The sequence below is a fragment of the Phaeobacter gallaeciensis DSM 26640 genome (assembly GCF_000511385.1).
In the GTDB taxonomy this organism is placed as follows: domain Bacteria; phylum Pseudomonadota; class Alphaproteobacteria; order Rhodobacterales; family Rhodobacteraceae; genus Phaeobacter; species Phaeobacter gallaeciensis.
In genome coordinates this window covers 1,031,896-1,046,867 of record NC_023137.1, presented here as the reverse complement: position 1 = coordinate 1,046,867, position 14,972 = coordinate 1,031,896, and the positions used below count along the sequence as shown (strand labels likewise).

Genomic DNA, 14,972 nt, shown 5'->3' with positions numbered 1-14,972 from the left:
AAGGCACCTACTGAGTTCTTGTTTTGAAAGTCCGCGCAGCATAGAACCCGCGGCAAGCAAGGCAAGCCCCGGCTGGCGCCGGGGAGTCACAGGGCTCAGGCAGATCGGAGAATGCGTCAATGAATATCCTTATCCTCGGCAGCGGCGGGCGCGAACATGCTTTGGCCTGGGCGGTGATGCAGAACCCCAAATGCGATAAGCTGATCGTGGCACCGGGCAATGCCGGCATCGCCCAGATCGCCGATTGCGCCACGCTGGATATCGACGATGGCGGCGCTGTCGCCGCCTTTGCCGAGGAAAACGCCATTGATTTCGTGATCATCGGCCCGGAGGCGCCGCTGGCCGCCGGTGTGGCTGACCGCCTACGCGACGCAGGTCTCCTGGTCTTTGGCCCCTCCGAGGCTGCGGCCAAGCTGGAAGCCTCCAAAAGCTTCACCAAGGAAATCTGCGACGCGGCAAACGCCCCCACTGCCGGATATGGCCATTTCACCGATGCCGAAGCGGCCAAGGCCCATGTGCGCAAGCACGGCGCACCCACGGTGGTCAAGGCTGACGGTCTGGCCGCCGGCAAGGGCGTGATCATCGCCATGACAGAGGCCGAGGCCATCGCTGCGATTGACGACATGTTCGGCGGGGCCTTTGGCGGCGCCGGTGCCGAGGTGGTGATCGAGGAATTCATGGAAGGCGAAGAGGCCTCCTTATTTGTGCTGGTCGATGGCGAGGACGTGCTGGCCATCGGCTCCGCCCAGGACCACAAACGCGTCGGCGAGGGCGATACCGGTCCCAACACCGGCGGCATGGGCGCTTACTCCCCCGCACCAGTCTTGTCGGCGGACATTGATGCGAAAGCGATGGCAGAAATCGTAAAGCCCACCATGCGGGTGATGGCGGAACGCGGCATGCCCTATCAGGGCGTGCTTTATGCCGGTCTGATGATCAAGGACGAGCAGCCCCGGCTGGTGGAATACAACGTTCGCTTTGGCGACCCGGAATGTCAGGTGCTGATGATGCGCCTCGGCGCCCAGGCGCTGGATCTGATGCAGGCTGCCGCAGAGGGCCGTCTGGCTGAGGCGCAGGTGAACTGGGCCGATGATCATGCGATCACTGTGGTGATGGCGGCGGAAGGCTACCCCGGCGCTTATGAAAAGGGGTCTGAAATCAAAAGCTTGGAAACCCTGCCCGAAGACAGCAGCAATATGGTGTTCCATGCCGGCACCAAGGCCGAAGATGGTAAGGTACTGGCGGTTGGCGGCCGGGTGCTGAATGTGACAGCGCGGGGCGACACCCTGCAAGAGGCCCGCGACCGCGCCTATGCGATGGTCGATGGCATCGACTGGCCGCAGGGGTTCTTCCGCCGTGATATCGGCTGGCGCGCGCTGAAATAGGCCCGCGCAGCAGGCCTTCCCGCCTGTTCACGACCAATCAAAGATAGCCCGACACAGTTGGGCGCGGCCGGGCGCATGGCGCCCGGCAGCACCGCCGCTGATCGGTTCTCTGAAACTCAGAATATCTGGGCACCTTTGCAGATCCGACAGAAAACCGCCGCGAACGCCTGCCAGCTGCCGTTTTCTGCACGGCGATAGGCTGGATTGCGGTCTAAGCTGCCGCTGCCTGCGCCAACAATCGGCGCAGGGTTCTGCCAGCCTCGCGCCAGCTGCTATTTGTCCCCTTTTCCTCCCTCGGAGTCACCGCCGATGATCCTTCGCGACAAACCCGGACTGATGCAGCTGCTGTTTGCGGTGCGCGGTTCGGTCCTGCCCCGCATTCTGCCCCGAATCCTCGGGCTCTCGGCCCTGTCTGCGCTGGTCTTGTGGATCGACGCCAACGTCCTGCCGTTGCCCCATACAAATGCGGCACCCTTTGCTGTGTTTGGCATCGCGCTCTCGCTGTTTCTGGGGTTTCGCAACAACGCCGCCTATGACCGCTGGTGGGAGGGGCGGCGGTTGTGGGGCCAACTGGTTGCGGATCTGCGCAGCCTCAGCCGCGAGGTCGACCTCTTCGTTGCTGACCCAGACAAGCAGGCGCAAATCCTGCGGCTCGCCCTTGGGTTCCTGCATCTGCACCGCATCAATCTACGTAAGGAAACAGACACATCTCCAGCAATCCGTTGGACAGGCGACGATTTTTCGGGATCCCCTCATGCCCCCTGCGCCGCATTGGATGCGCTGGCCGCGGCGGTGGCCATTGGTGCCGACGATGGCTTCGCTCGCAAGGCCCTGGCCGAGCGCACGGCCAGCATCGCACTGGCGCAGGCCGGCTGTGAGCGCATCGCGACCACGCCGCTCCCCTATGTCTATTCGCTGCTGGTGTTCCGCACGACCTATCTCTACTGCCTGCTCCTGCCCTTTGCGCTGATTGACGGCGCGGGCTGGCTCACCCCGATATTTGTGGGCATTGTCGCCTATGTGTTCTTCGGCCTAGCCGAGGTGACCGAAGAGCTGTCTCACCCCTTTGGCGAGACGGTAAACGGCCTGCCGCTGGATGCGATCTGTCGCACGGTAGAGCGGGCGCTGGCGCCGAAGCTCGGACAGGACGCGCCACCGCCACTGCAGCCGGTGGACTACTACCTGTCCTGATCACCGACGCGTCCCGCAGCCGGTTTTCACGATGGCCTCACTCCGCTAAGGTCCCCGCAACAATGGCCATAGCCCCCGCTGCTCATGCTGTGCCAGCAGGTATCCGCAGCCTTATTGTGGCCACCCGAGGAGCACCAGCAGGATCAGATGACGGCCGAACGCCCGCAGACCCACCCCAGCCCCGAAACACTCGACCAGCTTTTTGCCGATCGTGACCTGATGCAGCTGGCCTATGATTTCCTGCCGGTCGGGATTGTCGTCACAGAAAACCGAGTGCTCAGGGACTGCAACCGGCGTTTTTGCGAAATGTTCGGCTATCCCCGGGACGACCTTCTGGACCAACTCTTTGCATTTCTCTACCCCTCCGAGGAGGAGTTCTTGAACCTGCGCAGCCGTGGTGACGATACTTTGGGAACCGGGGCGCCTTATTGGGATGAACGGGTCATGCGGCGCAAGGACGGCAGCCTGTTCTGGGTGCGGGTGCGTGGCCACAGTTTCACCCCTGAGGATCCTTTGGCACGCGCAGTCTGGAGCTTCGCTGACCTGTCACGCTCACGTCCTTATCAGCCACTGACCCGGCGTGAACGGGAAGTTTACTCCCTGCTTTGCGAGGGAAAAACCAGCAAGGAAATCGCCCGCAGCCTCGGCCTGAGTTATCGCACGGTGGAGGTGCACCGGGCGCGGTTGCTGAAAAAGATGGGGGTCAGCAATACCGCCGCTTTGTTCTCGTCGCTTGGCGATATCGACGGGGCCCATGTGGTTGGCAGCCAAGACACGTGACCTTGCGCCACCGTCTCCGCGCCGGGGTCCAATCTTGCGACTTAGCCAACCCAAATAGTCCTGCTGGTGTGATCCGCTTGATGTGCCCCACCCGGTCTGCTGTGTTCCCTTTGACACCGGCGGCGCGATTGGGCGACGTGATTGAGCTGCGCATGCGCATCTGTCTGCACGTCATCAGCGCTGGGAGGTACCTCCCGACGGGACGGCCAACCTCAATCATGAGCTGATTGGGTAGAACCCGGCTCAGTATGTTTCACCTCAATAGGGTCCCCAACGACCTGACCGGTTCCACCATGGGAACGACCGGTTCGAACCACACTCGCATCGGCGATCCCAGCAGTAATCGTTCGACTAGCGAGCATCTCGGTATCAGTTCGTTCGGTATCAGACCTCCCGCCTAAATACGCGCGTCTCCGATCCTCCCGGCATCAATTTGTCGAAGCCCATCAGCCATCCCGATCCAATCCGATATGGCAGGTCCCACCATGGCCAGGTATGATCGTGTCCGGAGAGATCCCTTCCAAAGAGATCTAGCCTGATGAGGCAGCCAAACATGACCAAGTACGCTGTGATACGGCCATCCAGGACCCGGCGCAGCATAGATCACTACAAACAGGATCACGGCCAACAGGATCATGGGATCAAATCGCACCCGGCGGGTCATGCCATCCGAGAAATCCTTTGACCGAGACCCACGCGTCTGCGCAGTTCCACATCTGCACTACACCGCGCGCCAAGACGCCGCCCCGATAACCAGTCCCCCGCATCCGATATCGAATGGCGCAACCGTCGCGACGGCCAAGCCACCTAATCACCCTTATTGAAACAAGGTGAAGATCGGATCACTGAACCCATTTGCCGCCTGATCGCTATTCAGACCGCTCAGCAGCAGAAAGCGGTTGCGAAACTCATCAAGTTTCTCGGTTTCCAGCAAGTCAGCCGGATGCGTCGTGCCAAAAGATGTCTGCGCGCGCTCTTTCATCTCATTCACCTGACGGTCAACATCAAGCTGTCCAAAACTCGCAGGCAGGCCAAGCGCCGTCTCGAACATGGATTTGAGCGGCGGCGAGCCGATAATCCCGAACCAATGCGCATCTTCGCTGCCCCCGGCATCCGCGATTGATTGCAACTCACGCTCCAGCGACAGCGCCAGGCGCATGTTCGGATCACTTTCCCCGATGGCGATTTCGAAATTACGATCCTTATATAGATCCACGATTTCCTGTGCAAAGCCAGCCGGATAGGTATGATCACTGCCGCCCGGATTGAAGGCAAAAGCATGCGCCATCGCCTTAAGGTTCGGATCACGGTGCAGGTTTGCGTATGAAATCTCGGAGGAAAGGTCGGATTCAAACGCCTTGATCATCACGTCAAAATCCAACTCCCGTTCGCTGATGTTGAACACATCAAGCCCCGCCTCAAAGGCGTCGAAGTCAAAGACAAACTGTTGGGGCTGCTCATAACCGGCCAGTTTGCCCCCCACCTCATTGGCGAGCACCTGCATCCGACTGGGCGCGCTTGGCCACTCATTCTGAAAGGCTTCCGCAAAGTCATAGAAGGCAATATTGCTGGGCTGGTTCACGAAGGAATTCGGATCCGACAGATCCGATTCCAGCACATCCCGGATATACTGTTCACCGGGGTTGCTCAGGTTGAACTGCTCCAGCGCATCCTCAAGCAACTGGGGCTGTGCCAGTAACTCCTCCGGGCTGGTAAAGCTGTTGATGTCAGAAATGCCAAAGCCAAACGCGCGTGACATCGCCAGATAGCGCGGATCTTCTTGCTGGTTCACCGGCGAATCCGGGTCATAGGGATTGGACTCCAGCATCCGCTTGAGGAAGATGGTATTGGTATATTCCAGATCGAAGCTATCAACGACCGCCTTCAACAAGTCCTCATTCTCCAACAACTCATCTGCATTGGCAGGACCATTGCCATCGTTCATGGCGCTGAATTCCCCTACCAGCGCCTCCATGCTGCTGGCGTAGTCAGGTGGCTGATTGAACTGAAACGCATTGGCGAAATCGGCCAGCTTGCTATCGCTCAACCGGTTCACAAAGGACGCAGGATCAGTGGTATCTGATTCCAGAACCCGCATCAGAAAAAACTCATTACCTGCGTATTTTTCCAGGCCGAAATCATCCAGCGCCTGATTGAGCAGCGTCTGGTTGGACAGCAGATCCTCCGGGCTGGCGACATTGGCATAGGGTTTTTCAACACTGGAGCTGGGCAGCTGCGGCCCCGCATCCCCACCGAAGCCAAAGGTCTGCGCAAGACCGAGATAGCGATTGTCATTCAGGCGATTGGCGAATGACGTCGGCTCTGACAAATCGGAATCCAGCACTTTTTTGATGAACGCACGGTTGTTGATATCTTCATCAAGGCCAAAGGCACCCAGCGCGACCTTCAGCACGTTATAGTCGTCCAGCAGCTGATCTGAGCTCTGGATACCCTCAATCTTCTGAGTGAAATCCTGCACCGCCCGATCCAGGATCGGCGATTTCTCGAAAATCTGCTGCTGTTGGACACGGGTCCGGTCCAGGAAATTCCATCCGGCGATGCCGGTGCCCAGCACATAGGGTGAAAAGGTCACGCGCCTGTCTCCTGCTTGCAAACGAGGTCCACCGCGGATCGCCCCGGCCGAATCCGCAGCATCCCGGGAGGTGTCTTTGACAAGAGACTACCGGCAAAGTGGTGAACAAACCTGCAACGCAAAGGGGGCAAAGCTCGGGTAACCGGGAAAAATACGCGCAACTTTAGCGATGGCTTCGTTAGCAATGGGTTCGATGCAGCCTGCCCCGAACCTCTCCAGCTATGCTGGATCCACGCAGTACAAGCGCGTCGCCAACTGGTCCCGATGCGAAAACGCACCAATGTCGCGGCTGATCAACCGACCGTCCACCAGCGACGTTGCCATAATGCGCGTCCAATCGGCATCGACCGTGATCAGCTCGGGCCCCGCCCCGCAATCACGCAGCCCGGAGGTGATGAAATCCTCACCGATGCGATGATTGGTCAGCCCCGTCTGCTGCGCCACCTCCTGCAACGCCCCGTTCTGGTAGCGCCAGACCCTCAGGGTCTTGGCCAAATGCGGGCGGTCAATATAAGCGATTTCAATATGGCCGTCACCGTCCAAATCCACCGCAGCGACCGGCGCAAGCCAGCGAAACCGGGTGCCAATATGCGGCGTTGCCGCGATCTTGTGAAGCGTCCCGCCACGCAGACCATAGATTGCCAGCTGTGCGCCAGCCTGCGGATCGCTTTCCACAACCACCGCCTCCGGCAGGCCATCTCCAGTCACGTCCCACAGGCGCGGGGCCAGATCCTCAAAGACTGCGCCGCCGACAGGCAGGTCAATGCGATGACTGCGCCCACGGCTGTCCTGCAGCACCATCGCAGAATACTCAATACGATCCCCCAAGACCCCATGCGGATAGTGGGTGACCGGACCTTTAAATTGTGCGTCTGTCAGGATCGGCTGTGCGTCTGCTACCGCCGCGATACCAAGGATAAGGCCAAGCGACAGAACGACACCCCGGATCCCGAGAACGCTAGACCGTCTGGCGCCGTTGCCATAAGACAACGCATGCCACAGACACGAAGCCCGCTCTGCGCGGCGCATGAACCGGAGCCAGGCGCGCAACAGAGATCGCCGCGCCTGAGCCCCCGACAGCATCAGATCTGTTTCTCGGGCATATGCACCACAAGACCATTCAGATCATCCGTCACTTTGATCTGGCAGGTGAGGCGTGAGCGGGCGGGATCAGGCTCATAGGCGAAATCCAGCATGTCTTCTTCCATGTCATCCTTGGCAGGGAGCTTCTCAACCCAACCAGCATCAACATAGACATGGCAGGTCGAACAGGCGCAGGCACCGCCGCAATCTGCCTCAATACCGGGGATATTGTTGTCGCGCGCGCCTTCCATCACGGTCAGGCCGTTCGCCACCTCCACAACGTGTTCGGCACCATTGTGTTCGACATAAGTGATCTTTGCCATCGTCAGCTGCATCCTTTTTCGCGTTGCGTTCGAGGTTGTAGCCAACCACCGGCCACCGCGCCAGTCAGAAACCGCGGCTTGGGTAAAACTCCTGCGATCCTGCGCAGCGGCCATCGTGATCAATTTGCGCCATGCGCTGCCCACTTTTGGCCGGGGGCAATGCACCAGGTCCTGCGCAGCGGCAACAGGGCTTTGCGCCGAAGACGGAACTGCGGTAGCCTAAGTCCAGATGCGCCCACACGGACGGGCCATCGCAGCATCACGGCTGCTGATATTTCGACACAGGTGTTTCACATCGGTGTTTCGTCACGGGGACTTTGTTCATGGCTGACCTCTTGCGCCCACTTGGGCCCTGGCTGGGACAGGCCTGTTTCAGGCGCGACAGTTGGCGGCGGGCCAACCTGCGCCTAATTTCGCTTGCGGTGGCAGGGCTGCTGCTTGGCGCCTGTACTGAATCTTCAACAGGTGGCAGCAACACCCAAGTCTCCCGCAACACCCCAGCCGCCCCGCCCGGCGCGGCCCCCGGCAGTTGCTGGGCCACCCATACAACGCCCGCCGTGATCGAAACTGTCACGGTACAGGTGATGACCCGCCCGGCCAAAAGCGCGCCAGATGGGCGGGTTATTGCGCCTGCCCGTTTTCGCCGAGAAACCCGTCAGGAAATTGTGCGGCCCCGCCGCGAAAGCTGGTTTGAGATACCCTGCCCGGTGGATATGACACCGCAACTAGTTGGCTCTTTGCAGCGGGCTCTGGCGGTACGCGGCCTCTACACCGGCGAAATCAACGGCCATTTGGACAGGGCCACCCGAGCGTCTGTACGCAGATTTCAGAAACAGGACGGGTTCGACAATGATCAGCTGTCGCTTCTCAGCGCCCGCAAACTGGGGTTGGTTGCCATTGAAACCTGAAACAGAAGGCCACCCCCCTCGCACCACCATCGCAGGCCCGGCATGAGCCCGCTGCCCCCTGCCCCCGGCACCTTGCCCCGCTCTGGCCACGCTTCTGACAGACCCAAAGGCGACACCTCTGGCTCCGGCAATGCTTCGCGGCGCAAATGGCTGCTGCCGGATCGCGGTTTTCTTTCCGGTGCCTCTGACCGCTTGCTAGAAATGCTCGACAGCCAGGCCAGCGAAGTGCTGCTGCAGACCGGAGAAGAGCTGTTTGAACAAGGCGATGAAGGCGATGCGCTCTATGCCATTGTCAGTGGCGCGGTGGAGTTCTCCACCCTATCCGCTGCCGGGCGTAAACTGTCGTTGGACATCATGCGCCCCGGCGCCGTCTTTGGCGAGATCGCGCTGTTTGACCCCGGTCCGCGCACTGCGACCGCAACGGCGTTGGAGCCTAGTCGCCTGCGCCGGTTGCGCAGCGGCGATGTGCTCGCAAAGTTGCAACATCACCCGGCCCTTGCCGGGGATCTGCTGCGGCTGGCCGGCCAACGGATGCGTTGGATGAACACGCAGTACAGCGAGCAGGTCTTTCTGCCGATGCCGGTGCGGCTGGCACGCAAGCTGCTCTATCTGACGACCGAAGGCGAAGACGGGCGCCTGTCTCTGTCACAGAGCGAACTTGCGGAATTTGTCGGCGCCACCCGTGAGGCGGTTTCAAAAACCCTGTCACAGTGGAAACGCAGTGACGTGATTGATATCAGCCGTGGAGGCCTGACGATCCGCGACCGGGCCGCGCTGAAACTACTGGCCGACCCAGATATCGGCTAACGCGCCCTGCGGACCCCAGCCCAGTCCGGATCAGGGACTGACTGCCGCGCAGGACCACGTCCCAATAATCTTACTCAATTGTGAACTGGGTTACAGACCATACCTGTGGCTTAGGGGCATGGTCATATCAGGCCGCCGTTATCCGTTCCATCCCAACGGCAGCCTGTCCCATCAAGAGCCATGTGTCACGGCACATGGCTCGACGGGACCCAGGAAATCCGCCGGGCGCACACCGGGGACCATTTGCGCCATCTGGGGCGGCGGAAACCTAAGAACAGCTCGTTGGATCGGACAGAAGGTGCCGGGAGGTACCTTGGGTTATTGAACCCGTGTGTAGGCATCTCCCGTCGGCGTGAGTCCGTGACACGCCGAACCAGGGCTGGGGGCAATTTCGCCACCCTGTTGTGATCCACGCAAAAGGGCCGAGCATCCCTGCCCGGCCCTTTTGTCTTGCGTTCTGTACCGATCCCCCAACGCCAGTATTTCAAACGCGCAGCGGGGCACCGCGTGGGCAGCGGGTCACTGTTTAAAGCCCCCCGCAGCCAAAGATCACTCAGACAGGTTCAGCGCCACAAAGCGTGGTTCCCCTGCGCGACGCACCAGCAGAAGCAGCGATTTACGACCGGCTTCCTTCGCCTCGTCGATACGTGCTTCCAGCTCGCTGATCGAGGTCAGTTTCTGCTGGCCTGCCTCGGTAATCAGATCACCGGCACGCATGCCCTTCTCCCATGCCTCCGAGGTCTCATCCACCGAGGTGATCACCAGACCATCCATGCCATCGGGCACGTTCAGCTCGCTGCGCTGATCGTCGCTCAGGCGGCTGACGGTCAGACCCAGAAGCTGCTTTTCGGTCATGTCAGGCGCGTTGTCATCGCCGCTAACGGGAGTGTTCTGACGCTGCGCATCCTCACGACGACCCAAAGTCACCCGCAGCGTCTCGGTCTTGCCTTCGCGGAAGACCCGCACGCGCACGGCTTTGCCCACTTCGGTATTGCCGACCTGACGCACCAGCGCACGGGTGTCTTTCACATCTACCCCATCAAAGGACAGGATCACGTCGCCCGCCAGCAGTCCCGCCGCCTTGGCCGGTCCGTCCGGCACATCGGTGACCAGCGCACCCTTGGCGCTGTCCAGACCCATCGCCTCAGCCACGTCCTTGGTCACGTCCTGAATGCGCACACCCAGCCAGCCACGGCGGGTTTCGCCGAATTCTTTCAGCTGGTTCACAACCTTGCTGACCACATTGGAGGCCATGGAGAAGCCGATCCCGATGGACCCACCATTAGGAGACAGGATGGCTGTGTTCACACCAACAACTTCCCCGTCCATATTGAACAGCGGCCCACCAGAGTTCCCCCGGTTGATCGCCGCATCGGTCTGGATGTAGTCATCATAAGAGCCGCTGAGCTCGCGGTTACGCGCTGAGACAATACCAGCCGAGAGAGAGAACCCCTGCCCCAGCGGATTGCCCATCGCCACAACCCAGTCACCGACACGCGCCAGGTCGCTGTCACCGAATTTGACAAAAGTCAGCGGCATCGGGGCTTCCACCTTCAGAAGCGCAATATCTGTATTGGGATCAGTGCCCACCACCTTGGCGGGCAGCGGTTGCGCCGGCTGGCCTTCGCCAGGGAAGAATTCGATCTCAATCTCATCGGCTTCTTCGATGACGTGGTTGTTGGTGACGATATAGCCGTCTTCCGAAATCACAAAACCAGAGCCAAGCGCCGAAGACCGGCGCGGACGGTCGCCCTGACTACCGTTGCGGTCCTGAAATTCCCGAAAGAAATCTTCAAAAGGTGACCCTTCGGGCACGATACCCTGCGGCCCTGTGCGTCCCTCAACCACCGTTGTCGTCGTGATATTCACCACCGCCCGGCTGACCTTATCGGCCAGCGGGGCGAGGCTTTCGGGTCGGGCCTGCGCAATGGCCACCTGCGCCAGCACCATCAGGGTGCTAACCATGGCCAGCCAGAGCATCCGCCACTGCGTCGTCTGGAGCGCGGACTGGCGCGCAACGGCGCTGGCGCTGCTGATTGTATTTTTCATTGCCTGTGGCTGCACGAAACTACTCCTTAGTTGTCGCCAAATTCCATCTGCTGCGGCGGGGCCTGCACGGGCACGCACCTCTGGGCCCGCAGCGGATCATGGGCTGTAATGTAGTCTTTTCAAAAACGGTCACAACGAATGTTGCACGTATTCAATTCGAAGTGAAACCCGGTGAGCTGTCGCTGAGGAACGCACCCAAGAAAAGGGGATAAAAAAAGGGGCCGACCCAACTGTCAGCCCCTTTCTGTTCTCTCACACTCATACGCAGAATATCTGCTGCGGTGATCATTGCTGGGCAGCCGCTGCCGGTTTGCCATCCGAGGATTTCAGATAGTTGAAAAACTCATTGTCCGGCGACAGAACCATGGTGGAGTTTCCGGCTTGCAACGACGCGGCATAGGCGTTGAGCGAGCGGTAGAATTCGAAGAATTCAGGATCCGCACCATAGGCCTGCGCAAAGATCGCGTTACGCTCAGCATCTGCTTCACCGCGAATGATCTCCGCTTCGCGCTGCGCCTCGGAGACCAGCTCAACCACGGTCCGGTCGGCCTGCGCCCGGATCCGCTGTGCGGCCTCATTGCCTCGGGCGCGTTCATCAGTGGCTTCACGCACACGCTCGGCCCGCATCCGCTCAAAGGTCGCATCAAGGTTTTCAGACGGCAGGTCTGTGCGCTTCAGGCGAACGTCGATGATGGTGATCCCAAGCGCTCGGGCATCAGCGATGGCACCGTTTCGGATCCGCAGCATCAGCGCCGCGCGGTCCGACGACAGGATGTCATTGGAGCTGACGGAGCCAAGGATTTCGCGGGTCTGCGCCCGCAGGATCGAATCCAGGCGGCTCTCAGCAGCAGCAATACCGCCACCACCAACGGCCTGACGGAACCGGTTCACATCGGTGATCCGATATCGGGCAAAGGCGTCGACCACCAGACGGCGGTCATCCGACGGGGTGATTTCCAGCGGATCGATGTCACGGCTCAGGATACGGTCATCGTAACGCACAACCTCCTGAATGAGCGGAATCTTAAACGCCAGCCCCGGCTCTTCCTTAACGGAGACCACGCGACCAAATTGCAGAACCAGCGCCTTTTCGCGCTCATCCACGATAAACACAGACGACAGCGCGGTGATGACGATAATCACCAGTGCGGGCAGCAAAAGAGTTGATTTACGCATCAGTTGCTACCTCCACGGCGCAGTTCATTCAGCGGCAGATAGGGAACGACGCCCTGACCTTCGCCGGATTGCTCATCCAAGATGATCTTGTCGACGCGGCCCAGCACCTCTTCCATCGTCTCCAAATAGAGACGCTTGCGGGTCACATCCGGGGCTTTCTCATATTCGGTCAGAACCGCAGAAAAACGGCTCGCCTCACCCTGCGCTTCGTTCACAACGCGAGCACGGTAGCCTTCGGCTTTCTCCAGCAGCTCTGCCGCCTGACCGCGGGCCTCGGCCAGCGCATTGTTGGCATAGGCATCGGCTTCGTTCTGACGGCGGTCACGTTCCTGCTCAGCCGCCTGAACATCGCGGAAGGCCGCGATAACCGAGGCCGGCGGATCCGCCTTGTCAAAGTTCACGCGGATAATGTTGATGCCACTGTCATAGTCATCCAGGGTGAACTGGATCAGATCCTGCAAGCGCGAGGCAATCGCGCCGCGATCCCGGTTCAGGATCGGTGCCAGCTCGGATTGGGCGATAATTTCGCGCATCGCGGATTCCGACACCGCACGGATGGTGGTGCGGGCATCGCGCAGATTGAACAGGAACTTCGCCGGATCATTGATATTCCAGACCACCTGGAAATCGATATCGACGATGTTCTCGTCGCCGGTCAGCATCAGCCCGGCCTCAGAGCCACGACCGCCGCCCACACCGATATCCTCGGTCTGTTCGCGGGTCACCGGCAGAATTTCCTTGGTCACCAGCGGCCAGGGCGCAAAGTTCAGGCCCGGCTGCCCGGTGGAAGAATACTCTCCAAGGAACAGTTCAACCGACTGTTCTTCCGGCTTCACGGTGTAGAAGCTGGCAAAGGCCCAGAAGCCGACAGCCACCAACGCGCCCAGCGCCACGGTGCCCTTGGTCAGCTGCGGACCACCACCGCCGCCGCCAGCGCCACCGCGGCCACCGCCGCCAGTGCCACCGCCACGACCGCCCATCAGCACCCGCAGCTGTTCCTGGCCTTTTTTCACCAGCTCGTCGATCTCGGGGATCTGACCATCATCAGGGCGGCGTCCGCCCCCACGATTGTCGTCACCGCCTTGGTTGTTGCCTCTGTTGCCTGAGCCGCCAGAAGAGCCACCGCCCCCCCAGGGGCCACCGTTATTGCCCGCCATATGTGTCCAATCCCTATCTCGCCGCCCATCGCGGCTTGTTGTTCCTACCTGTGGTTTCTGCCTGAAAAATCAAGCCGTCCGCACCGGTGTCTTCATCGTGACCAGCTCTTCCGACATCGTCGGATGCACTGCCACGGTACGATCAAAGTCTTCTTTTGTTGCACCCATTTTTACGGCAATGCCTGCCAGCTGTATCATTTCACCCGCTCCCGGAGCGACAATATGACATCCCAGCACCTTGCGCGTCGCCTTGGAGACGATGAGCTTCATCAGCACCCGCTGTGCCCGCCCGGCAAAGGCCTGCTGCATCGGTTTGAAGGAGGTCGCATAGACCTCGATCTCCTCCTGTTCCGCCGCCGCTTCCTCGCTGAGGCCGACGGTGCCCATTTCCGGCTGGGTAAAGATGGCCGTCGGGATCAGGTCGTGATCGGGGCTGGTCGGGTTGCCATTGAACACCGTCTCGACAAAGGCCATGCCCTCGCGAATGGCAACCGGCGTCAGGTTCACCCGGTTGGTCACATCCCCAACAGCATAGACCGACGGCACGCCAGTCTGGCTGTATTGATCGACCACAATGGCCCCGGCGCGGTCGCGCTCAATGCCCAGCGCCTCCAGACCGAGATTGTCAGCATTGGGGCTGCGACCGGTGGCAAACATCACCTGATCGAATAGGGTCTCATCACCATTGGTGGCCTTCACCCAGATCTTGTCGCCCTCTTTGCGCATCTCCAGCACATTGGTGCCCAGATGCAGATCCACACCGGACTGGCACATCTCCTCTGAGATCAGTCCACGCGCCTCATCGTCGAACCCCCGCAGGATCTGCGCACCGCGATAATACTGCGTGGTCTTGACCCCCAACCCGTTCATGATGCCTGCAAATTCGCAGGCGATATAGCCACCGCCGACAATCAGCATGCTTTCGGGCAGTTTTTCCAGATGGAATATCTCGTTTGAGGTGATGGCCAGTTCGGAGCCGGGGAACTCCGGCGTCATTGGCCAGCCGCCTGTGGCAATCAGGATATGTTTCGCCGTCTTGCGGGTGCCGTCCGCCAGCTCAACCGTATGGGCATCCGCCAGTTTGGCGCGCTGATCAAAGGTCTCAACCGAATTGTTCTTCAGGATGCCGCGATAGATGCCTTCCAACCGATCCAGCTCGGCGTGCAATTTGGTCTTGAAGCGGTCCCAGTCGAAGCTGCCGGGGGACAGATCCCAGCCATAGGCCTGCGCATCCTCAACCATACCCGCATATTCACTGGCAAAGACCATCAGCTTTTTCGGCACACAGCCCCGGATCACGCAGGTGCCGCCATAGCGGTCTTCCTCCGCCAGCGCGACTTTGGCGCCCCCCTGTGCTGCCACCCGCGCCGCGCGCACCCCACCGGAGCCGCCGCCGATAACAAAGAGATCGTAGTCAAAGCTCATGTCTATCGCCCTTTTCATGTCTTGCGCGAGGTATCACATAGCGCAGAGGTAATTGCCAGACTTGCAGGTGGGGGTAAGCTGCCCGGTTTATAATG

General features: G+C 60.2%; 12 protein-coding genes. 5 read left to right on the top strand and 7 right to left on the bottom strand.

What is annotated here, in order from left to right; genetic code table 11:
• The first annotated feature begins 119 nt into the window (after window positions 1–119).
• From purD to GAL_RS05020, 3 genes are all read left to right on the top strand, one after another.
• Window positions 120–1,385, top strand: coding sequence for a phosphoribosylamine--glycine ligase (gene purD, locus GAL_RS05030; protein ID WP_024096498.1), 1,266 nt, complete (start codon window positions 120–122; stop codon window positions 1,383–1,385).
• Between the two features lie 309 nt (window positions 1,386–1,694).
• On the top strand, window positions 1,695–2,576 hold the full coding sequence (locus GAL_RS05025) for a bestrophin family protein (protein ID WP_024096497.1): 882 nt from the start codon (window positions 1,695–1,697) through the stop codon (window positions 2,574–2,576).
• Between the two features lie 147 nt (window positions 2,577–2,723).
• Entirely contained in the window at window positions 2,724–3,356 is a 633-nt protein-coding gene (locus GAL_RS05020; protein WP_024096496.1) for a LuxR C-terminal-related transcriptional regulator, read from the top strand.
• A gap of 817 nt (window positions 3,357–4,173) precedes the next feature.
• Here GAL_RS05020 and GAL_RS05015 read toward each other — a convergent pair.
• The 3 genes from GAL_RS05015 to GAL_RS05005 all read right to left on the bottom strand — a co-directional run bounded on the left by GAL_RS05015 (window position 4,174) and on the right by GAL_RS05005 (window position 7,355).
• Window positions 4,174–5,949 carry a DUF1217 domain-containing protein gene (locus GAL_RS05015; protein WP_024096495.1) on the bottom strand — a complete coding sequence of 592 codons (1,776 nt, stop codon included), beginning with the start codon at window positions 5,947–5,949 and terminating at the stop codon, window positions 4,174–4,176.
• A 219-nt stretch (window positions 5,950–6,168) separates the two neighbouring features.
• Complete coding sequence (locus GAL_RS05010) at window positions 6,169–7,032, bottom strand: FG-GAP repeat domain-containing protein (RefSeq protein ID WP_024096494.1); 864 nt, start codon at window positions 7,030–7,032, stop codon at window positions 6,169–6,171.
• Window positions 7,032–7,355: a 2Fe-2S iron-sulfur cluster-binding protein gene (locus tag GAL_RS05005; protein ID WP_014875267.1), complete on the bottom strand. Its 324-nt coding sequence runs from the start codon at window positions 7,353–7,355 to the stop codon at window positions 7,032–7,034. Before GAL_RS05005 ends, GAL_RS05010 begins: the two co-directional genes overlap by 1 nt.
• Window positions 7,356–7,678: 323 nt before the next feature.
• On the opposite strand from GAL_RS05005, the gene GAL_RS05000 reads away from it, so the two are divergent.
• Together GAL_RS05000 and GAL_RS04995 are read left to right on the top strand one after the other, a co-directional pair.
• Entirely contained in the window at window positions 7,679–8,263 is a 585-nt protein-coding gene (locus GAL_RS05000) for a peptidoglycan-binding domain-containing protein (RefSeq protein ID WP_024096493.1), read from the top strand.
• A 42-nt stretch (window positions 8,264–8,305) separates the two neighbouring features.
• Window positions 8,306–9,070: a Crp/Fnr family transcriptional regulator gene (locus GAL_RS04995; RefSeq protein WP_024096492.1), complete on the top strand. Its 765-nt coding sequence runs from the start codon at window positions 8,306–8,308 to the stop codon at window positions 9,068–9,070.
• Between the two features lie 549 nt (window positions 9,071–9,619).
• On the opposite strand, the gene GAL_RS04990 is transcribed toward GAL_RS04995, so the two are convergent.
• From GAL_RS04990 to gor, 4 genes are all read right to left on the bottom strand, one after another.
• Window positions 9,620–11,119, bottom strand: coding sequence for a Do family serine endopeptidase (locus tag GAL_RS04990; protein ID WP_244462729.1), 1,500 nt, complete (start codon window positions 11,117–11,119; stop codon window positions 9,620–9,622).
• Window positions 11,120–11,404: 285 nt separating this feature from the next.
• Window positions 11,405–12,295 carry a protease modulator HflC gene (hflC, locus tag GAL_RS04985; protein WP_024096489.1) on the bottom strand — a complete coding sequence of 297 codons (891 nt, stop codon included), beginning with the start codon at window positions 12,293–12,295 and terminating at the stop codon, window positions 11,405–11,407.
• Window positions 12,295–13,452, bottom strand: coding sequence for an FtsH protease activity modulator HflK (gene hflK, locus GAL_RS04980; protein ID WP_024096488.1), 1,158 nt, complete (start codon window positions 13,450–13,452; stop codon window positions 12,295–12,297). Before hflK ends, hflC begins: the two co-directional genes overlap by 1 nt.
• A 69-nt stretch (window positions 13,453–13,521) precedes the next feature.
• Window positions 13,522–14,877, bottom strand: coding sequence for a glutathione-disulfide reductase (gene gor / locus GAL_RS04975; RefSeq protein ID WP_024096487.1), 1,356 nt, complete (start codon window positions 14,875–14,877; stop codon window positions 13,522–13,524).
• Window positions 14,878–14,972: the final 95 nt, after the last annotated feature.